This window comes from Marinobacter sp. Arc7-DN-1 (genome assembly GCF_003441595.1).
GTDB lineage: Bacteria > Pseudomonadota > Gammaproteobacteria > Pseudomonadales > Oleiphilaceae > Marinobacter > Marinobacter metalliresistant.
Genome location: NZ_CP031848.1, coordinates 606051 through 625313, shown reverse-complemented (window position 1 = coordinate 625313; position 19263 = coordinate 606051). Strand labels below are relative to the sequence as shown.

At 58.7% G+C, this 19263-nt stretch carries 19 protein-coding genes and 1 other RNA gene; 17 read left to right on the top strand and 3 right to left on the bottom strand.

Annotated features, from left to right (window positions below; translation table 11 throughout):
- Window positions 1-54: 54 nt before the first annotated feature.
- Genes D0851_RS02940 through D0851_RS02930 form a run of 3 tightly spaced genes read right to left on the bottom strand, consistent with a single transcriptional unit; the run spans window position 55 to window position 2737 of the window.
- Window positions 55-1002 (bottom strand): SDR family oxidoreductase, encoded by a 948-nt coding sequence (locus D0851_RS02940; RefSeq protein WP_117617279.1) that lies wholly within the window; start codon window positions 1000-1002, stop codon window positions 55-57.
- Window positions 1002-1817: a lysophospholipid acyltransferase family protein gene (locus D0851_RS02935; RefSeq protein ID WP_117617278.1), complete on the bottom strand. Its 816-nt coding sequence runs from the start codon at window positions 1815-1817 to the stop codon at window positions 1002-1004. The genes D0851_RS02940 and D0851_RS02935 overlap by 1 nt, the downstream gene beginning before the upstream one ends.
- On the bottom strand, window positions 1814-2737 hold the full coding sequence (locus D0851_RS02930) for a D-hexose-6-phosphate mutarotase (protein ID WP_117617277.1): 924 nt from the start codon (window positions 2735-2737) through the stop codon (window positions 1814-1816). Before D0851_RS02930 ends, D0851_RS02935 begins: the two co-directional genes overlap by 4 nt.
- 121 nt (window positions 2738-2858) lie before the next feature.
- Between D0851_RS02930 and D0851_RS02925 the strand changes: the two genes are divergently transcribed.
- The 17 genes from D0851_RS02925 to D0851_RS02845 all read left to right on the top strand — a co-directional run bounded on the left by D0851_RS02925 (window position 2859) and on the right by D0851_RS02845 (window position 19254).
- Window positions 2859-3608 (top strand): 2OG-Fe(II) oxygenase, encoded by a 750-nt coding sequence (locus D0851_RS02925; protein WP_117617276.1) that lies wholly within the window; start codon window positions 2859-2861, stop codon window positions 3606-3608.
- 109 nt (window positions 3609-3717) lie between these two features.
- Window positions 3718-3814: signal recognition particle sRNA small type (ffs, locus tag D0851_RS02920), an RNA gene on the top strand.
- A gap of 178 nt (window positions 3815-3992) precedes the next feature.
- Complete coding sequence (dnaX, locus tag D0851_RS02915) at window positions 3993-5759, top strand: DNA polymerase III subunit gamma/tau (RefSeq protein WP_117617275.1); 1767 nt, start codon at window positions 3993-3995, stop codon at window positions 5757-5759.
- Window positions 5756-6079, top strand: a complete 324-nt coding sequence (locus D0851_RS02910; protein WP_117617274.1) for a YbaB/EbfC family nucleoid-associated protein — start codon at window positions 5756-5758, stop codon at window positions 6077-6079. Before dnaX ends, D0851_RS02910 begins: the two co-directional genes overlap by 4 nt.
- 31 nt (window positions 6080-6110) lie before the next feature.
- On the top strand, window positions 6111-6713 hold the full coding sequence (recR, locus tag D0851_RS02905; protein ID WP_117617273.1) for a recombination mediator RecR: 603 nt from the start codon (window positions 6111-6113) through the stop codon (window positions 6711-6713).
- A gap of 18 nt (window positions 6714-6731) precedes the next feature.
- Window positions 6732-7889 carry a ribonuclease D gene (locus D0851_RS02900; RefSeq protein ID WP_117617272.1) on the top strand — a complete coding sequence of 386 codons (1158 nt, stop codon included), beginning with the start codon at window positions 6732-6734 and terminating at the stop codon, window positions 7887-7889.
- Complete coding sequence (locus D0851_RS02895; RefSeq protein ID WP_117617271.1) at window positions 7886-8179, top strand: YcgL domain-containing protein; 294 nt, start codon at window positions 7886-7888, stop codon at window positions 8177-8179. The genes D0851_RS02900 and D0851_RS02895 overlap by 4 nt, the downstream gene beginning before the upstream one ends.
- Window positions 8176-8622 (top strand): YcgN family cysteine cluster protein, encoded by a 447-nt coding sequence (locus tag D0851_RS02890; protein WP_117617270.1) that lies wholly within the window; start codon window positions 8176-8178, stop codon window positions 8620-8622. Before D0851_RS02895 ends, D0851_RS02890 begins: the two co-directional genes overlap by 4 nt.
- A complete protein-coding gene (locus D0851_RS02885) occupies window positions 8622-8966 on the top strand; it encodes a hypothetical protein (protein ID WP_117617269.1) in 345 nt (114 codons plus the stop codon). Before D0851_RS02890 ends, D0851_RS02885 begins: the two co-directional genes overlap by 1 nt.
- Before the next feature lie 22 nt (window positions 8967-8988).
- Complete coding sequence (locus D0851_RS02880; protein ID WP_117617268.1) at window positions 8989-11103, top strand: VWA domain-containing protein; 2115 nt, start codon at window positions 8989-8991, stop codon at window positions 11101-11103.
- 17 nt (window positions 11104-11120) lie between these two features.
- Window positions 11121-11963 (top strand): AAA family ATPase, encoded by an 843-nt coding sequence (locus D0851_RS02875; RefSeq protein WP_117617267.1) that lies wholly within the window; start codon window positions 11121-11123, stop codon window positions 11961-11963.
- A gap of 34 nt (window positions 11964-11997) precedes the next feature.
- Window positions 11998-13176 carry a vWA domain-containing protein gene (locus D0851_RS02870; protein ID WP_117617266.1) on the top strand — a complete coding sequence of 393 codons (1179 nt, stop codon included), beginning with the start codon at window positions 11998-12000 and terminating at the stop codon, window positions 13174-13176.
- Between the two features lie 417 nt (window positions 13177-13593).
- Entirely contained in the window at window positions 13594-14142 is a 549-nt protein-coding gene (locus tag D0851_RS02865) for a hypothetical protein (protein WP_227539424.1), read from the top strand.
- 6 nt (window positions 14143-14148) lie between these two features.
- Entirely contained in the window at window positions 14149-15591 is a 1443-nt protein-coding gene (locus tag D0851_RS02860) for a hypothetical protein (RefSeq protein WP_227539423.1), read from the top strand.
- A complete protein-coding gene (locus D0851_RS02855) occupies window positions 15588-18434 on the top strand; it encodes a tetratricopeptide repeat protein (protein ID WP_227539422.1) in 2847 nt (948 codons plus the stop codon). The genes D0851_RS02860 and D0851_RS02855 overlap by 4 nt, the downstream gene beginning before the upstream one ends.
- A complete protein-coding gene (locus D0851_RS02850; RefSeq protein ID WP_117617265.1) occupies window positions 18421-18900 on the top strand; it encodes a tetratricopeptide repeat protein in 480 nt (159 codons plus the stop codon). Before D0851_RS02855 ends, D0851_RS02850 begins: the two co-directional genes overlap by 14 nt.
- A complete protein-coding gene (locus tag D0851_RS02845) occupies window positions 18901-19254 on the top strand; it encodes a hypothetical protein (protein ID WP_227539421.1) in 354 nt (117 codons plus the stop codon).
- The last annotated feature ends 9 nt before the right edge of the window (window positions 19255-19263 follow it).

The window sequence follows — 19263 nt, the reverse complement described above, 5'->3', positions numbered from 1 at the left end:
AAGAGCATAGCTACGTTTGGCGCTTAGGGTAAATTTCGCCTGTTACCCAAACCGCTAAACCGGCCTTTTGTTCTCTCGATAAAACCGAAAAATCTCCTTCAGCGACCGCCTGGGTTCGAACCCGAATTCCCTGGCAAACGCCCGCCCGTCAATCACCACTGGGTATTTGAAGAAGGCCAGCAGATATGACGGAAAGCTTTTCAGCTTCAGCGTACTGAGAATGAATTTCGGCAAAACAGGCGGAATCGATAGCACGGAAATGCGCCTGCAGCCGCAAAGCTTGAGCGCGTGCTGGTAGGCCACCCAATCCTGAGGCGCCACGTTGAACACACCCCGTGTCGGTGTTTTATACGCCAGTACGATGGCGTCTGCCATGTCATCAATATGTATGAACTGCATCATCGGGGAGAAGCCAGCCAGCACCGGCGCCCGTGAGCTTGCCAGAAGGGTGCTGATGGTATTGCGCACACCGGGGCCGACGATGTTGCATGGGCGCAGAATGGTGATGTTGAGTTCCGGGTAACGCCAGAGGTAGATGTTGGCCAGGTTCTCCAGTTCCACGGAATCGACGAGATCGGCGCTCAGGCCGGCGCTTTTCAGCGGGGCCGACTCATCAATGAGCGCTGGGTTGTAGGCCACCGCTCCGTATACATGAAAGGTGGAAAGTACCACCACGCGCTTGATGCCGTATTTGTGGCTCAGGTCCAGCAGTTTCTGGGTGCCGAGCACGTTTGCATTGTAGCGTCGCATGCGGGTGAGCTGGCTGGACATGATGCGGCCCATGTGGATTACGCCATCAAACCGGTAGCGCCGGAACAGGTCTTCAAAAACGCGCTTGTTGAAATCGATGCAGTAACTGGGAATATCGTCGCCCAGGTAGACCTGTTCCCGGAAATCCACAGCCACCAGATCGCAGGTGTCCCGGAGCTGGTTGATTACCTGTTGGGCAAGGGCACCGGCGGCACCGGTTATCAGGATGTGGGGTCTGCGTTGTTCGGTCATCAGAAAAGCCTTTTTCGTTCGCTCAGTCCCTTGTCGATCAGCCGGCTGATCTCGGCCTTGACCTTTTCCACCCGTTCAGTGACCTGTTCTTCCGGAATTTCCAGGTCGTCAAAAACCATAGGCGCTCCAAAATTCAGGTGCACCTTGGCTGGAAGTACCACGGGTAGGGCAACGGGCGCGTAGGGGATGCCGAGGGCTTTAGCCAGGGGCTTGATGTTGGCGATGGCCGGGATGGTTTCCTCGCAACCCACAACGCCCACGGGAACAATGGGCGCCTTGTACTTCATGGCCAGATGCATGAAGCCATTACCGAAGCGCTTGAGCTGGTACCGGTCCCGGTAGAGCTTGCCAGAACCGCGTACACCTTCGGGGAAGACGATCACGGCTTCGTCGTTGGCGAGCATCTTGGCGCAGTTGACCGGGTCTCCCAGTACCGCGCCGACTTCGTTAAGAAGGTTGCCCAGCCACGGCACGGTAGGGAAGAAGCGTTCAATCATGGCCCTGGGAATACGGGCGCTTTCCTTACGGGTCGCGAGGGCGTAGCCGACGAGCACGCCATCGATGGGTAACTGGCCGCTGTGATTGGCAATGATGAGTACCGGACCTTCAGCAGGTACCTTCTCTACTCCGTGGGCCTCAACCCGGAAGTATTTTTCATAAATCTGTTTGGTGATCGAGAGGCCATACTTCATGGCTTCGTTATTGTAGCCCCAGGGGTCGTACCCGAGGGTTCCGATGGGTTTGCGGATCCGGTTGATATGGTCGTCCAGTTCCGCTGGAACCAGTCTGGACTTCAGAAACGATGCCAGGCTCATGCTTTCCTTCCGATAAAAACGCCCAAGGTGTGGCTTTGTCCATTATTTAACACCCGGTAATCGCCTGCGGCATTGGCGGTTTCGACGCACAGCATCGATTGCCAGGCCGTGTCCGGGAAGTCCGACAGTTTTGCGGCCTTGGCGGGGCCGGGGTTCCAGACCACCGTTGAGTCGCTGCCCACAGCGGAAAGCTTACGCCCGGTTCTGGGTGTCACGATAGTCAGCGGTTCACCGCTCTCATAAATCCGGTCGGTTTCGCCTTCGAAATAGACCGGGCCGTCCTGTGTCCGGTATTCCCAGTTATCCAGGGTATCTGTGTATTGACTGCCACCAAGCCCCAGAACCCGTGTGCGGCTGATGTCGCTGGTGGGAAAATAGCTGTGCAGAGCCTGGGTGAAGGCGAGGGGGTCATTCCCCAGGTTTGTGGTGGTCAGTGCCAGCTGGCAACCCCGGATAGAGAAGCTGAAGGTGAACAGGGCCAGGGCGTGACCGGTCCAGACATTGCTGAAATCCTCATTGGCGTCCAGAGACAGGCTGATTTCTACCTCATGGGCGCTCTCGCGGACGTCCTCCAGCTTCCATAGGGCTGTGCGGGCAAAGCCATGGGCGCTTTCGGTATGAATCCGTTTCCGGACCTCTGGTGCGTTCTTGCCAGGATCGCCAAACCAGGGCCAGCAAACGGGAATGCCACCGCGGATGGCCCGGCCCGGTTCAAATCGGGCGGTGGGGCTCATCCACAGCCAGTCCGCTTCGTCCTGGGGTGCAAAACGGGCCAGGTGGGCGCCTTGCAGGACAATGGTGGCCTGAAACAGGGGGTGGTGCACCTCAAGCGCTTCCAGTTGCCCGATGGTTTTCCAGCGTGTGAAGGACCACTGGCCCGGAGTGAGTGATATCGGTGGCCTGTTACTGCTTTCTGACATGGTGAGCTACTGCTGACTGAAGCCGGTTAAGTGTATTCGCTTATACAGAGAGTAAATTAAAACTGCCGCTCCGGCGAGAATTGCGCCTAAAATACGCGCAAATTCTGCATAAGGCCCGCCGATGGGAACGCCCGTTGTCACCCCCATTCATGATCCCCTGATCGCTCCTGCCAGTGCTGTGCAAGTCGCTGTTGCTGGTAGTGATGTTCAGTCAGTGGGCCTGGTGCACGATCGGCCAGGCGCGGTTTCTGAAATCTGGCTGGATGAGCTGGCCCTGGGGCTGAGCGAGCAGGGCTGGATGGCACTGGATGTGCGGGCCCGGCTGGGCAGCGACCTGTTGGCGGCGTTACAGCAGGAAGTGGAAATTCTGGACCGCACGGATGCCATGCAAAGGGCGGGCATCGGCCGGGGCAACGATCTGGTGCGTGACCGGTCGGTTCGCCGTGACAAGATTGCCTGGCTGCAGGGGATCACCGCGCCCCAGGCCGCCCTGTTTGAATTCTTTGATGCTATCCGCCAGGGACTGAATCAACGCCTGTTCCTCGGCCTGAAGCGGTTTGAAACGCACTACGCCACTTATCATCCCGGGGATTTCTACAAAAAGCATCTGGACAGCTTTCAGGGCCGTGCGTCCCGTGTGGTCAGCCTGGTGCTCTATCTCAATGAGGACTGGCAGGAGGCCCACGGCGGCGCGCTTCAGGTGTTCAATCGGGATATTGAATACGAGGCATGCGGCACTGTGTTGCCCGAGGCCGGTCGCATGGCATTGTTCATGAGTGAAGAGATCCCCCACGAGGTGCTTCCAGCGAATCGTACCCGTTACAGCCTGGCCTGCTGGTTTCGCCAGGACGAGGTGCCCTTGCCGCTCTGAAAGCGGGTATCTGCGGTGGCTGTGGATTTCTCATTGTAGTCGGCAAACCCTTTTGCTAATATGCGCGCCGCTTTCAGGGAATTGTCCTGAAACGCCGTTATGGTGGCTCCATTGGTGCCTCCGCAACATGAAACCGTGAACCCGGTCAGGCCCGGAAGGGAGCAGCCGAAGCGGTGGAATTGTGTGCCGGGGTGTCGCTGATGGAGTCACCCCCAGTTTTCCCTTCCTGTAGTTGTTGTTACTCTGATTTTGCTAGTTGTTATTACTCTGATTTTTCCTCGATACCCGTAACCTTTGCTGCCTGTTTCCGGGATGAAGTTTGCTTCTTCTCACAACCGGTCCATGCTAAGGTTAAGCCCGTTTTTTCACTGCAGTTGACGGAACATGAGCTACCAGGTACTTGCCCGTAAATGGCGCCCACGCACCTTTGAGGACATGGTGGGCCAGGAACACGTGCTCCAGGCGTTGATTCACGCCCTGGAAAGCCAGCGTCTGCATCACGCATACCTGTTCACCGGTACCCGGGGGGTGGGCAAGACCACCATCGGCCGTCTTTTGGCCCGATGCCTCAACTGTGAAACTGGCATTACCCCGAATCCCTGCGGCGAATGCTCCAGCTGCAGGGAAATTCAGGAAGGCCGGTTTGTCGACCTGATCGAAATTGATGCCGCCTCCCGCACCGGCGTGGACGATATGCGGGAACTGACGGACAACGTTCAGTACTCGCCAAGCCGCGGCCGCTACAAGGTGTACCTCATTGACGAGGTGCACATGCTGACCAACCAGTCGTTCAATGCCTTCCTGAAAACCCTTGAGGAGCCGCCGGAACATGTCAAGTTCCTGCTGGCCACGACGGATCCCCAGAAACTGCCGGTGACGGTGCTTTCCCGGTGCCTGCAGTTCAACCTCAAGCGGATGACACCGGAACACATTGCCGGCCACCTGAGGCACGTGCTGGGCGTGGAGGAGATTCCGTTCGAGGAACCGGCGCTCTGGCTTCTGGCCCGTGCTGCGGACGGCAGCATGCGGGATGCCCTGAGTCTGACCGACCAGGCCATCGCTTTTGGTAACCAGAAACTGGCGGCCGGTGATGTCAGCAATATGCTGGGTACCATTGATCAGCGCGATATTGAACGTATCGTGAGTACGCTGGTTGAGGGGAATGGCCCGGCCCTGCTGGCGGAAATCAGCCGGATTTCGGATTTTGCACCGGATTACAGCGTGATCCTGGCTGATCTGCTTTCCCTGTTTCACCGGGTTACCATGGAACAGGTGGTGCCCGGAAGCGCCGATAACGCCCTGGGCGATGCGGAACAGGTGCAGTCCCTGGCCCGCAAACTCAGTGCCGAGGATGCCCAACTGTTCTACCAGTCTGCCCTGATTGGTCGAAAAGACCTGGCCATTACGCCGGATGCCCGTATGGGGTTCGAGATGACCTTGCTCAGGATGCTGGCTTTCCGGCCGGGTGCTGATCGCCGGGAGCCGCCCGCCATAAGTTCCGGCGGCCAAAGCGCCACGTCCGAGCCGCGGGATGAGCCCGACCCGGCCCCGGAACCTGACCAGCCAGAGCCTGGGCAACCTGAGCCTGAGCAGTCCGTGCCTGAGCAACCGGAGCCTGAGCAACCTGAGCCTGGGCAACCTGAGCCTGAGCAGTCCGTACCTGAGCTTGAGTCTGAGCCAGAACCGGAGTCTGAGTCAGAACCCGAAAGCGTTGCTCGCGAGCCTATGGGCGAATTTGTCTGGCACCGGGATTTTTCGGAGCTTGGCATTGTAGGTATGCCCGGCAATCTGGCCAGCCACGGAGCCATGGCCCGGGATGGTGACGCGATCACCCTGACCATTGACGAAGGCCACGCACGGCTCCTGAGCAGCCGGCACAAGGAAAAGATCCTGGCCGCCTTGAGAAACCGCTTTGGCGACGCCATTCAGTTACGTATAGAGCAGGGCGATCCGGGGCCGCACACACCGGCGGCCTATGACGCAGGGCAGCGAAGGGCCCGCCAGGAAGCGGCGGAAGCATCCATTCGGCGGGACCCGGTCGTACAGTCTATTGTTGAACGATTCGGGGCGCGGGTAGTCGAAGAGAGTATCCGGCCGGTAGAGACGGCGGAGACTGCAAAGACAAAAAGGCAAGCAGGAGATAAGGCATGATGAACAATATGGGCGATATGATGAAAAAAGCCCAGAAAATGCAGGAAGAGATGCAGAAAGCCCAGGAAGAAATCGCGAAAGCGGAAGTCACCGGTGAGGCAGGTGCCGGGCTTGTGAAAGTAACCATGAACGGCCGTCACGACGTTCGCAAGGTGGATATTGATCCGTCGCTGATGTCCGAGGAAAAAGACATTCTGGAGGACCTTCTGGCTGCCGCAGTGAATGACGCCGTACGCCGGGTTGAGGCCAATCAGAAGGATAAGATGTCCGGTATGATGTCGGGCCTGGGCCTGCCTCCCGGTTTCAAGATGCCGTTCTGAATTTCATCCTGCCGTAGTCTGAGGACATTTCATGGCGTTCAGCCCCCTGGTTGACGAGCTCGTCGAGTCCCTTCGTTGCCTGCCCGGTGTCGGGCAAAAGACCGCCCAGCGCATGGCCTTTCACCTGCTGGAGCGGGGCCGTTCCGGCGGCACCCGTCTTTCGGAGGCGCTGAACCAGGCCATGAACGGTGTGCGGCGCTGTGAAAGTTGCCAGAATTTTGCCGATACCGAAATCTGCGGCATCTGTGACAATCCCCAGCGACGCACCGGAACCATGTGTGTGGTCGAAAGCCCGTCAGACCTGCTGGCCATTGAGCAGGCGGGTGATTACCGGGGTGGCTATTTCGTGCTGATGGGGCATCTGTCACCCATTGATGGCGTGGGGCCCGGAGAAATCGGCATCGAGCGGTTGTTGAGGCGGGTTCGGGAAGAAAGTGTTGCCGAGCTGATTCTTGCGACTAACCCCACGGTTGAAGGCGAGGCTACGGCTCACTACATTGCGGACCGGCTTGATGGCCGCGGGATTCTGATTACCCGGCTGGCCCATGGTATTCCGGTGGGTGGCGAGCTGGGCTACGTTGACGGCTTTACCCTGACCCACGCTTTTCGAGGCCGTAAACCTCTCTCCGAATAAATCTGACCAGGCATTTCTATGGATATTTCTGCCCAGGCCGCTGCCGCTGTTGATGTTCCTCCGGCACCCGCCAGCATCCACTGGATCCGGGAGCCGGAGGCGCTGGATCAGTGGCTTGATCGCGCACCCGGCAAGCCCCTGGCACTGGATACCGAATTCGAACGGGTAAACACGTTTTATCCGATTCCGGGCCTGGTTCAGCTCGGACTGGATGGCGGGTTTTGTCTTGTGGACCCGGCCGTTGCCGAACAATCCCGCCGTTTCCGCGAGGTGCTGACCGATCCGGAAACGCCCAAACTTCTGTATGCCATGAGTGAAGACCTGGAGCTGTTCCGTCAGTGGCTGAACCTTGAGCCCGCCGGTGTGACAGACCTGCAGATTGGCGCCGCCATGGCCGGTGCCGGGTTCTCCCTGGGTTACGCCAGGCTGGTGGAAACCCTGTTCGGCGAAACCCTCGACAAATCCGCTACCCGGTCCGACTGGCTGGCCCGGCCTTTGAGTGAGGCTCAGCAGCGCTATGCCATTGACGATATCCGCTTTCTGGAACCCATGTACGAGTGGGTAACCGGTTTGCTGCGGGAACGGGGCCTGGAGGCTGCGCTGGCGGAGGAATCCACGCGATTCGCCAACGAACTGGCCGGGCAGGAAGATCCGGACAGTCATTACCTGAAGCTCCGGGGCGGCTGGACACTCACTCCACAGCAGCAGGGCGTGCTCAGGGAACTGGTTCGCTGGCGGGAACTGGAATGCCAGAAACAGGACCGGCCGCGCAACCGGGTGCTGTCGGATGCCCTGCTGATCGCCATTGCCGAAAATATGCCGGGCTCCCAGAGGGAGCTTTCAAACATTCAGGGCGTGCCTTCCGGCGCGGTCCGGCGTTACGGCGACACCCTTATCGAACTTGTTAGCAAGGGGGCAACAGCGGATAATTCCGGCCTTGAACGCATCGCTCCGCCGTTGTCGAGGGATCAGCAGGGGTTTTTCAAGCAGTTAAAGCGGTTATTCAGGAAGGCGGCAGAAGATGCTGATATTCCAATGGAACTGCTTGCGCCCAGGAAGCGGCTTGAGAAAGTGGTGCAGCACCGTGATCTGGCGCAACATGAATTTTTTCAGGGCTGGCGGGCGCAGATTCTGGCTCCGGTTCGCGCTGATATCGAGGAATTACTGACGTCATGAAAGAGCGGGAATTTGTTTCTGTATTCCGTAGTAGCAAAAAGAGCGACACCTACATTTTTGTCCGCCGTGGCCAGGAATGGGAGGAGCTTCCGGAGAGCCTGCGTGGCATTTTCGGGCAGCCTGTTCATTCCATGGATCTGGTAGTGACGCCAGACCGCAAGCTGGCAAGAACAACCGGCAAGCAGGTGCTTGAGGCCATCGGGGAGAAAGACTTTTTCCTGCAGATGCCCGAGGAGAGGGAAGGTTACGTGGTGGACTTCCGGAAGAAGCCGGAGCAGCGCAACCCATGATTGCCCAGGTGGCGTTCTGGCAGCGCAAGCGCCTGGACGAAATGACACCCGGGGAATGGGAATCCCTGTGTGACGGCTGCGGAAAATGCTGTCTGAACAAGCTGGAAGACGAAGACACCGGCGAGGTTTATCACACGGACCTGGTGTGCCGTTACATGGATGAAGAGACCTGCCGCTGCACCGTTTATGGCGAGCGGCTGAAAAAGGTTCCGGGTTGCACAATGCTGACACCGGGCACCGTCACGGACTACCATTGGTTACCCTATACCTGTGCCTACCGAACCCTGGCCGAAAGCCGGCCACTGGCGGACTGGCATCCGCTGCGAAGCGGGGATCCGGATTCGGTGCACGAAGCGGGCGTTTCCATCCGTCACCGGGCTGTTTCAGAGGCCGGGGTGCCGGAAGAGGACTGGCAAGAACACATCATTCACTGGATTCTGTAATGATCGATACCGATGCACAAATGGCCTACGGGATTTTCTGGGCCGCCTACGCCATTGCCTTCGTCGTGTTCTTTTACATGATGAAGAGTCTGATTCGCTTCCTTCCCCTGTACGGACTGAGAACCCTGATACTCGCAGCGCTGGTTGCCCTGCTGCTCACCCCGGTGGAGTCTCCGGACCTCGCGGGCTGGTGGATTCCGGCCTGGTTGTTTGGCGGCTATGAAATGATCCTGGGGGAGGAAGATGCGGCGGGCCGGGCGCTGTTCAACCTTGGCCTTGCCGGTCTCGTGATGCTGCTGGTCTGGGTGCTGGACCTGGTTCGTTATCGTCTGGTTCGTCGGTAACATCAATCAATAATAAGAACGGATGGATGCCTTGAGAGCGATTAAACCGAGATTGCTGAGCCTGTTTGCACTGGTTCTCGCATTCAACCTGCCCCTGCCGGTAACGGCGCAGGAGGCTGACGATGTTCAGTTGCCCGGACAATCGGATGTGCGGATTATTGTCGATATCTCCGGCTCCATGAAGGACACCGATCCGACAAACCTGCGTCAGCCTGCCGTAAGACTGCTTGCCCGACTCTTGCCAGAGGGCGCGACGGCCGGGGTCTGGACCTTCGGGCAGTATGTGAACATGCTGGTTCCGCACCGTGAGGTGAACGATCAGTGGCGGGATACGGCCATCGGGCGCTCGGAGCAGATTAATTCTGTTGCCCTGAGAACCAATCTGGGCAAGGCCATTGAAGTTGCCAGCGATGGTTACTACACCGACGGTGATCTGAGCAGAACCCACTTTATCCTGCTGACCGATGGCAAGGTGGATATTTCCGCCGATTCTGCTGCAAATTCTGCCGAGGAGCAGCGCATCCTTGAAAAGATTGTTCCCGATCTGGTTGCCAGGGGCGCTACTTTTCACCCGGTCGCGCTTTCTCAAGCCGCTGATACGGATTTTCTGAGGGCGCTGGCCACGAAATCCGGCGGTCGCTATCAGATTGCTGAAACCGCGGACGCCCTGAACCTTGCTTTTCTGGAGGCCCTGAACACGGCGGTTCCCCAGGAACAGATTCCGATTGAGGGCGACGGCTTTACTGTTGACGACGGCGTTCGTGAGTTTACCGCTCTGATCTTCTGGGGTGAGAAAGAAACTACGGCCACCCGTGAGCTTGAGCTGATTGGCCCGGATGGCGGCGCAGTCAGCCTGGCGGATTCCCCAGACAACGTCCGTTGGGCAAGAGAAGCCGGGTACGATCTGGTTACGGTGAATGACCCGCCCGCCGGGGAGTGGCGACTGAACGGAGAACTGGGTGAGGGCAGCCGGGTGACGGTGGTCAGCGATCTGCGAATGGTGGTCAATCCATTCCCGGCCACCTTTTCTTCGGAACGTCCGGTCGATATCCGAATCGCCTTTTTTGAAGAACAGGAAAAGATCACCAACCCGGACTTTTTGGGAGTCCTGGACGTTGAGCTGACCATCACCTCCGAGGATGGCCGTAGTGGAACAAAGGTGTTGTCAGCCGGGCAACCACCGGAAGACGGTACCTATCGGGATGCGGTCAGGCGGCTGCCGGCTGCCGGCCTGTACCGGATGGATGTGGTTGCCGATGGCCAGACCTTCAGCCGCAAGTTCAGTGCGACTGTCGGGTTTACGGTTCCGGAAGGCGCCGAACCTGCCGAACCGGTTGGTGAGCCATTGGGCGCGCCGCAACCAGAGGCTGAAGCACCAGAACCAGTGGCTGAACAGCCTGAGCCGGAGATTGCCCCACCCATAGATGTGAGTCAGGTAGAAGAGCCTCCTGCGCCGACGGCCGAGCAACCTGAACCAGAGCAACCTGAGCCAGAGGGCCCCGCATCGGAGTCAACGGAACCGGCGGAGGGGCAGGATAGCTTCCCGGTACCCATGTCGGTGATCGCTGCCGCTGCGGGTGGGGTTGCACTGTTTGCCGGCGTTGTATGGGTCGCCCTTCGTCAGCGCAAGAAGCGCCAGGAGGCCCTGGCGGAGGCTGCTTCTGAGCGGGAGGCTCTGGAAGACCTGGAAGAGAAGCCCGAGTCCGAACCAGAACCGGAACCCGAACCGGAACCGGAACCGGAACCGGAACCAGAGGAAATTCCGGAGGTCACTGAGGAAATGCCGGACGATGATAGGGCGGAACTTGAAGCGGTGATCGATGAGCACGAAGCGGCGCTGAAGGCCGGCGATGAGTCGCTGGATGAACCGGAAGTGCAGACGGAAGAGGATATCCCGGTGGCCGATACGCTGGTGGAGGAAGAGCCCGCTGATTCGGATGAGGACGTTCCGGAACTGGAAGACGTCGCCGATCCGTCTGACGCCGACCTCCCGGAAGACGATGACGATGAGGAATTCGGGCTTGAGGATTTTGACCTGTCCGAGTTCGACGATTTACCCGATTTTGACCAGGACGATTCCGGATTGCCGGATAACGGTCCGAAAAAGAAACCCGACGACAAAGATCAGAAAAAGTAACCAACAGGAACCAGACCATGAAGTTTACCGGTACCGAGAACTATGTAGCCACCGATGACCTGCAAATGGCCGTCAACGCCGCTATCACACTTCAGCGTCCGCTGTTGATCAAGGGCGAGCCCGGCACCGGAAAAACCCTGCTGGCGGAAGAAATGGCCGCAGGCCTTGGCATGAAACTGATCCCGTGGCACATCAAGTCCACCACCAAGGCCCAGCAGGGGCTTTACGAATACGATGCGGTATCGCGCCTGCGGGACTCGCAACTGGGTGATGAGAAGGTCAAGGACATCGGCAATTACATCGTCAAGGGCAAGCTCTGGGAAGCCTTTGAAGCCGATGAACAGGTGGTTCTGCTGATTGATGAAATCGACAAGGCTGACATCGAATTCCCCAATGACCTCCTGCTGGAACTCGATCGCATGGAGTTTTTCGTCTATGAGACCCAGGAATCGGTAAAAGCAAAGCACCGGCCGATCATTGTCATCACCAGTAACAATGAAAAAGAACTGCCCGATGCGTTTCTGCGCCGGTGTTTCTTCCACTACATCAGTTTCCCGGACCATGACACCATGCAGGCTATCGTGGATGTCCATTTCCCGGGCTTGCAGCAGGAAATCGTTCGTGATGCCCTGGAAGTGTTTTTCGATGTACGCAAGGTGCCGGGGCTCAAGAAAAAACCCTCCACCTCGGAGCTGATTGACTGGCTGAAGCTGTTGATGGCCGATGAGCTCTCGGCAAAAATGTTGCAGGAGAAAGATACCAGCTCGGCGTTGCCGCCTCTGTACGGTGCCCTGGTGAAGAACGAGCAGGATGTGCACCTGTTGCAGAAGCTCGCCTTCATGGCCCGTCGCCGCAGCTGATACTCAGCAAGAACATTGGCAAGAGTCACGTTTTATGTTGATTGATTTTTTTCTTGAAGTCCGGCGCGCAAAGGTACCGGCCAGCCTGCGGGAATTCCTGGATTTGCTGGAAGCCCTGCAGCATCGGCTCGCCTTTGCCGACATGGAAGAGTTCTATTATCTGGCGCGTCTTTGCCTGGTCAAGGATGAGCGCCACTTCGACAAGTTTGACAGGGCTTTCCAGGCGTATTTCGAGGGCATCCAGAACCTGGATGACCTGCTCGAAGCGCTGATTCCGGATGACTGGCTGCGGGCCGAGTTCGAAAAGCACCTGTCCGAGGAAGAGAAGGCCCAAATCGACTCTCTCGGTGGTCTCGAGGAGCTGATCGAGACGTTCAAGAAGCGCATGGAAGAGCAGCAGGAACGCCATGCCGGGGGTAACAAGTGGATTGGCACCGGCGGTACCTCGCCATTCGGTGCCAATGGCTACAACCCCGAAGGCTTCCGGATCGGCCAGAAAAACGGCCGCCATGGCCGGGCCGTCAAGGTGTGGGAGAAGCGTGAATACAAAGATCTGGACGACAGCATTACCCTGGGCATCCGCAACATCAAGGTGGCGTTGCGGCGGTTGAGGAAGTTTGCCCGCCAGGGTGCGGCGGACCAGCTGGATATGGACGACACCATCCGCTCCACCGCCCGGAATGCCGGTTACCTGGACCTGAAAATGGTGCCGGAGCGGCACAACGCGGTGAAGGTGCTGATCTTCTTCGACGTAGGCGGCTCCATGGACCCGCACATCCGCGTCTGTGAGGAGTTATTCTCCGCCGCGCGTCTCGAATTCAAGCACATGGAATATTTTTACTTCCACAACTTTATCTACGAGAGCGTCTGGAAGAACAACATCCGCCGGATGAACGAGACCATGAGCACCTGGGACATCCTTCACAAATACACGCCGGACTACAAAGTCATCTTTGTGGGTGACGCCACCATGGCGCCCTATGAGATTTCCCACCCGGGCGGCTCGATTGAGCACTGGAATGAGGAAGCGGGCGCCACCTGGTTCCAGCGCATTTCCGACCACTTCCGCAAGGTAGTCTGGCTCAACCCGTTGCCCGAGAACTACTGGGGCACCGGCGGCTCACTGGGCATGACCCGGCAGCTGGTTAACGACCACATGTACCCGCTCACCGTTGAAGGCCTTGAATCGGCCATGAAGCAACTGAGCAAATAAAAATGGGGTCAGATGAAAATGGGGTCAGATGAAAATTTCATCTGACCCCATTTTCATCTGACCCCATTTTTGACCCCAAACTAAAAAAGCCGATGCGGTTGAGGGCATCGGCAAAGCTCGGCATATCAAACGGAGTCGCCGGTCAGGCTTTCCCGTCGCCTTCGATTCAGCAATTACAGGGCCAGTTAAACTAGACGTAATCAAATCAATTGGTTGGTAGTATCCGGATTCAGGTTCTATGGCCCGTCTGCCTTGGCCACTTCTGCTTTTGTCAAATAACTCGACACTCGATCTTCCCTCTATTGGTTCCGCGTTTTCCATTTGGTGATCTGGATACCGTTCTTGGCGGTTACCAAGTGTTACGCTTTCTGCCGATCTGTTACAGAAGTTTGCGTGGGTTACAAAGGCAGGAGGCTTATGTTCGGCATACAACAAGCACATAAGCGCCGGATTCATGAACGCAGAACGTTCATCGGCTGGTTGTTTCCGTTATTGCTGCTGCCCGCTCCGGTAATGGCGGCGGCGTCGCTGGATGAGGAGATAGAGGAGCTGAGCGCCGAGGTTGCCGGGCACTCTGCCAGCGTCTTTGCCCTTGAGCAGAAACTGCTGCATCCCGCCAATACCCGACTGGCAGTTTTTCTGACACTCCAGAGCCGGGATGCGCTTGATCTTGATTCGGTGGAGCTGTTCGTAAACGGCCAGCCAGTCGCTTCCCATCTTTATACCGAAAGAGAACGGGCCTCACTGGAACGCGGTGGGGTCCAGCAACTGTTTACCGGCAATCTCAGGAACGGCGACCACGAGCTGAAAACGGTTATAACGGCCCGCTCCGCCAATGATGATTTTGTTCGCCGCGAATCGGTACACCGTTTTCAGAAACGCCCGGGCACCCTCCGGTTACAGATGAGTCTGGAGGCGCGTGCACCGGACTATGAACCCCGGGTTTCGTTTGTTGAGTGGAAGTAGGTTGCCATGACCTTTCGACTCCTGTTTATGTCCTTATCACTTCTGGTCATCAGCCCGCTGATGGTTTCTGCCGCACCGGTATTACCGGCTGATATTCGAGACGGTCTGGAAGCATTCAGGCAGGCCAGTGGGGTGGGCGTGGATTTGGGCGACAAGCGCCAGCAAGCGCTTTATCAGGATGCCGAAGAGGCCCGTTTGAGCGGCCAGACTGACGATGCCGGGCGCGTCCTCGCCGGAATGAAGGAAGGCTACTGGGCGGCTGTAGGTTACCTTAATCTGTCTACCGATTATGCCAGGGAGGATCTGAATCCTGCCCGCGCGCTGGTCGCTCTGAGGGTCGCTCTGGCCATGCTGGAAGGCGATGGGGATTCCGCCCGCCGTGAACAGCTTCGGAACCGCCTGCTCACTCGGGCCGGCTACCTTGCATACCAGCACGGGGAGTACGAGAAAGCGATCGGTTTTCTGGAAAAAGTAGCATTGGACAGCTTCAGCACACCGAGGGCGCTCTACCTTCACGGCCTTGCACTCTCGCAGCGGAGCAACCACCGGGCCGCCATGCAGAGCTGGCACCGGGCCAGGAAATACCCATTGGCTTACCCGGGTGTTGCGGATGCCTGGATTGCTATGGGCCGGGGGTATGATCTCTCTGGCTACCTGGGTCAGGCCGGAGAAGCCTACCTGGCGGCCAACGCAGCCTTTGAAAGTGAACGGGTGACCTTGCGCAAACTGGCAGAAAAAATCCGGGACCAGGGGGCTTACAAGACATTGATCGAAGATGCCAGGGAAACCGGAGTTGACTGGTTCCTGGCCGATAGCCGTACCCTGACCCAGCCACGCATGGCCTATCTGCTGGGTTTTATGGCGCAACCCGCCGCCCAGCATGCCGGGGGGAGGGTCGCCGCTCTGGAAGTGATGGCCGCAAGGCTTGTGGGTTACCAGAGGGATCTGGAGGTCTTCGACAGCGCACTGGCCGAGCAGATCGCCAACAGTCAGCGGCAAACTGCCTATGAAAATACCAAAGCGCTATCCAGGCAGGGAGCTGATCTCAGGGCCCGGATCGAGCGTTTGTCGGCTGAAGCGGTGGATTCCGCTCAGAAAAACCGGCTCTCCAGCCTGGCGCAAACCCTGGCGGATACCCGGGACCGGCTGGCCAGCCTTGATCAACGGGCATCGGGACGACCGGCGGTGCTTCGGGCACTGCGCGATCAGGCTCTCGCGCTGAAGAGCAGGAATGAGGCGCTGGTCGCCTCTGTTAAGCGTCTGAGGCTCGAAGCCGGGGAGGCTCTGGACAAACTGGCCCTCGATTACGTCGCCAGCCGGGATCGGCAGATGGCGTTCGCCCTCGACAAAACCGAACAACAGATCGCCCACCTGTACGAATACCTTGCCCTGCAGAATCTTGCCAACGCAGATCTGTCCGGAGACACAGCCGGGGAGGGACGCCCGTGAGACGACTGGCCCCAAGGTTTTTCACCGCACTTTTCATCGCACTTTTCATTGCACTTTTCATTTCACTCTGTCTCGCCTCGCCAGCGATAGCCCAGGAATCCTTCCGGGTCGATCTCGGGCGCGATGGCGAAACCATCGGTGACATGCGCCCCGTTTTTCTGACATTCGAATCCCGCCCCATGCCCGCTATTTCGCCATCGGAAGTGGTGCGTCGCTACCATCGCCTGTTTCTGAACTCCGATGAGCCTGAGGTAAGGATCGATGCCCTGAACCGTCTGAGTAATATTCGCGACAAATCCGGTGAGGACATCGGCTTCTCTGTGTCCGAGGAACAGAAGGTCTACCGTGAGGCCATCAGTAGCTACGAATCGATTCTGGAACGAGGCTCTTTTGGCGGGCGGCTTGATGAACTGCTGTATCAGATGGCCAAGGCCCATGCGCTGACGGGTCACGATCAGGAATCCATCCAGCGCCTGAAACAACTGGTCGGGCTTTATCCTGATTCAGCACTGGTGCCAGAGGCCAGATTCCGGATTGCGGAATCCGCCTTTGCTTCCGGTCGCTATGCAGAGGCAGAAACTGGCTATCGACACCTGGTTGAATCCGGCGAAAACGGAGAATTCAGCACCAAGGCCAGGTATATGCTGGGCTGGAGTCAGTTCAAGCAGGGTGCCGGGGCCTGGGACCGGGCAGCCAACACCTTCGTTACGGTTCTGGACGAGTTCCTGCCAGACGCCCAAAGTCTGGAAGACGTCAACGAATCCAGTGTCGACACGATCGATGATACCTTCCGCGTGCTTGCCTTGATGGCCGCGAGAAAGCGCGGCCCCGAGACGCTGATTTCCTGGCTGGACGAGACCCGGATGCGTCCCTGGGCGCATCTTTTGTTTGACCGGCTCGCGGATTATTACGCTGTCCAGGGGCAGACAGAGGCCAGCGTTGCCGTTAACCAGGCATTTATTCGCTACGCGCCGGATCACGCTAAGGTTCCCGCCTTCATGTTGCAGGTCGTCGATGTCTGGCAGCGGGCTGCTCTGCCCGAGCGGATCCGTGAGGCGAGGGCAGGGTTCGTTGCACGTTTCGGGTCCGATGCTGGCTACGATCGCCTCAACCCGGGCGAGCAGGAAAAATGGCAAAGCTTCAGCCGGGTGCTGGCGGACTTTCAGTATAACCGGGGAACAAATTCGGCTAACACGGGCGATGTAACCGCTGCCAGGGCGGCTTTTGTTTCGGCTGCTGGGTATTACGAGGGGCTTGCCCGGCGGTCGGTCCGGATCGGTGAAATCCTTCGGCTGGCGGGCGACGCCCGGCTCCAGGCAGGACAGTTCCCCGAGGCACTGGCGAACTTCAGGCGCGCAGCTTATGAGGTGGCGAATTACAGCGAGGCGGCTGATGCCGGCTGGGCGGCCATTACGTTGCTGCGCGATGGCCTCAATGGCCGGCGAACCAGCCAGGGATTCAGCCCCGGGCTCGAGGAAGTTTCTGCCGAAGCGGATCAATTCGCAGAACGTTTTTCCGGAGATGCCAGAAACGCCGGCCTGATGGCGGATCTGTCCGCCCGCTGGCTCGCCACAGGCAACCACCAGCGCGCCCTGGATTACAGCGCGAGAGTCATCACCGGTGCCGAAGCTACCGCCCGGGAACGTTATGCAGCATGGCAGGTAACCGCAGAAGTCCGGCAGCACCAGGACGAATACGGTCTTGCGGAAAGGGCCTGGAAGCAGGCTCTGGACCTCGCTGAAAACGGCGACCCCGGGGATCTTCCAGGGGATCAGGCGGAGAATGTCCGAAAACAGCTCGCCACGGTTGTATACCGTCAGGGCGAGCGGGCCGCGGCCAAAGGCAAGACCGAAGATGCGGTCCGGCACTTCCGCCGCGTCGGTTCTGTGCTGCCCGGATCAGACCTGGCCATCAAGGGCCGCTACGACGCCGCCAACACCCTTCTCAAAGCCTCGGATTGGTCCGGGGCCATTGAAGATCTTGAGCGTTTCCGGTCGGATTTCCCCGGGCATGAGCTGGTGTCGGGCATCCCTGAAAAGCTGGTCCACGCCTGGGTTGCATCCGGGCAGCCAGCGCTGGCTGCCTCAGAGCTCCTGCAGATGGCGGCAGGCCAACCTGACCCCTGGCAGCTGCGGCTCAGAGCTGCCGCATTGCTCCATGACGCTGGCAATATCGCTGAACGCAACGCGCTGTACCGTGACTATCTGGCCACTGGCGTCGTTGCCGGGGATGGTCCGGGCCACCTGCGCCTTCAGACCATGCGTCACCGCCTTATGGAATCCGGCGTTGAGGGGGATGACTGGCGGGAAGCACTGGTCAGCGCGGAGCTGGAAAGCCCCTGGCACAGCCCGGAGACCCTTGAGTGGGCTTCTCGTGCCTCAATGGTTCTCGGTGCCCGTGCCGCAGCCGCTTTCACCAGTATCGAACTGACCCATCCCCTGGAAGATTCGCTGGAACGCAAGCAGGGCGCGCTGGAAGCCGCGCGTCAACGATTCCTGGATGCCGAGGCACTCGGCGCTGAGGCGGTGCTGTCCGAGTCCCTTTACCGGCGTGCGGAACTTTACCGGGGGCTGGCCCGGGACCTGATGGCGTCGTCAGTGCCGGCTGATCTGAACGAGCTGGAGACCATGCAATACCAGATGCTGCTGGAAGAGGAAGCCTATCCGTTTGAAGAGAAGGCAATTCGGCTGCACACCGAGAACCACCGGCGGATCACCGCCCGGGGGTACGATGCATGGATTGGCCGCAGCCTGGGCGTTCTGGCCGATCTGCATCCGGGGCGTTACCAACGCAAGGTGAAATGGTTGAGCTGGAACATGGAGGCGGGTGATGGCTCGTTATAACCGGTTGAAGAACACGTTGGCCTGGAGTCTTCTGCTGGTTCTGCTGGGCGGCTGCGCCGGGCAAACCGTTCAGGAGCCTGAACCCGCACAGACGAACCCGGAGTTGGCAAGAAGCTTCGCAAGGGAGGGGCAGCTGGCTCTGGAGCAGGGCCGCAGGAATGCCGCCGCCGAGGCGTGGCAGAAAGCCGTTGAGCTGGACCCGGGCAACGCGGTCGTCGTTAATAACCTGGCATTGGTGATGAAGGATCAACACCGCTTTGCCGAAGCCGCGAAGCTGCTCGAGACCGGTATTTCGAACTCGCCGGAGGTTGCCGAGCTGCATTACAACCTGGCCGTGATTGCTGAACTGTATCTGTTGGAACTCGACAGGGCGCTGACTCACTACAACCGCTATCGGGTACTGACGGAAGAAGACGACCAGCTCGTCACCGGATGGATTGCCGATCTGGAACGGAGGCTGCAATAGATGCAGATGCGCCATTACTTGCAGGTAACCGTAACAGGTATGCAGTCAGTTGTTCTTGCCGGGCTGGTTTTGCTGGCGCCGGCCCTTGCCGGGGCAGGTCAGGAGGACTCGGTTCGCCTGAGCGTTGACGGCATATCGGCCAGCCTTGGCGAGGATGAGCCGCGGGTACTTTACATATTGCCCTGGCAGGCGCCGAGCCTGCCAAAACGTCCCCGGGCAAAGCTGGATGATACCGCGCCGGAACTGATGCGGCCGGCAGACCCGGTGACTCTGGAAAGGCATCGCCTGTTTCGTGAAAACCTTAACCCCCTGATCCTGAGCCCCCTCGGGGACTCAGCCGTGACTGCGCAGTAATAACGGGAG

What these genes read in the sequence shown, in the direction of transcription:
- D0851_RS02895 (WP_117617271.1), top strand. Translation starts at nt 7,886, where the DNA reads ATGAAAGAGCGGGAATTTGTTTCTGTATTCCGTAGTAGCAAAAAGAGC.
- recR (WP_117617273.1), top strand. Translation starts at nt 6,111, where the DNA reads ATGGCGTTCAGCCCCCTGGTTGACGAGCTCGTCGAGTCCCTTCGTTGC.
- D0851_RS02900 (WP_117617272.1), top strand. Translation starts at nt 6,732, where the DNA reads ATGGATATTTCTGCCCAGGCCGCTGCCGCTGTTGATGTTCCTCCGGCA.
- D0851_RS02930 (WP_117617277.1), bottom strand. Translation starts at nt 2,737, where the DNA reads ATGTCAGAAAGCAGTAACAGGCCACCGATATCACTCACTCCGGGCCAG.
- D0851_RS02885 (WP_117617269.1), top strand. Translation starts at nt 8,622, where the DNA reads ATGATCGATACCGATGCACAAATGGCCTACGGGATTTTCTGGGCCGCC.
- D0851_RS02845 (WP_227539421.1), top strand. Translation starts at nt 18,901, where the DNA reads ATGCAGATGCGCCATTACTTGCAGGTAACCGTAACAGGTATGCAGTCA.
- D0851_RS02890 (WP_117617270.1), top strand. Translation starts at nt 8,176, where the DNA reads ATGATTGCCCAGGTGGCGTTCTGGCAGCGCAAGCGCCTGGACGAAATG.
- D0851_RS02860 (WP_227539423.1), top strand. Translation starts at nt 14,149, where the DNA reads ATGACCTTTCGACTCCTGTTTATGTCCTTATCACTTCTGGTCATCAGC.
- dnaX (WP_117617275.1), top strand. Translation starts at nt 3,993, where the DNA reads ATGAGCTACCAGGTACTTGCCCGTAAATGGCGCCCACGCACCTTTGAG.
- D0851_RS02850 (WP_117617265.1), top strand. Translation starts at nt 18,421, where the DNA reads ATGGCTCGTTATAACCGGTTGAAGAACACGTTGGCCTGGAGTCTTCTG.
- D0851_RS02870 (WP_117617266.1), top strand. Translation starts at nt 11,998, where the DNA reads ATGTTGATTGATTTTTTTCTTGAAGTCCGGCGCGCAAAGGTACCGGCC.
- D0851_RS02925 (WP_117617276.1), top strand. Translation starts at nt 2,859, where the DNA reads ATGGGAACGCCCGTTGTCACCCCCATTCATGATCCCCTGATCGCTCCT.
- D0851_RS02875 (WP_117617267.1), top strand. Translation starts at nt 11,121, where the DNA reads ATGAAGTTTACCGGTACCGAGAACTATGTAGCCACCGATGACCTGCAA.
- D0851_RS02935 (WP_117617278.1), bottom strand. Translation starts at nt 1,817, where the DNA reads ATGAGCCTGGCATCGTTTCTGAAGTCCAGACTGGTTCCAGCGGAACTG.
- D0851_RS02910 (WP_117617274.1), top strand. Translation starts at nt 5,756, where the DNA reads ATGATGAACAATATGGGCGATATGATGAAAAAAGCCCAGAAAATGCAG.
- D0851_RS02865 (WP_227539424.1), top strand. Translation starts at nt 13,594, where the DNA reads ATGTTCGGCATACAACAAGCACATAAGCGCCGGATTCATGAACGCAGA.
- D0851_RS02940 (WP_117617279.1), bottom strand. Translation starts at nt 1,002, where the DNA reads ATGACCGAACAACGCAGACCCCACATCCTGATAACCGGTGCCGCCGGT.
- D0851_RS02880 (WP_117617268.1), top strand. Translation starts at nt 8,989, where the DNA reads ATGGATGCCTTGAGAGCGATTAAACCGAGATTGCTGAGCCTGTTTGCA.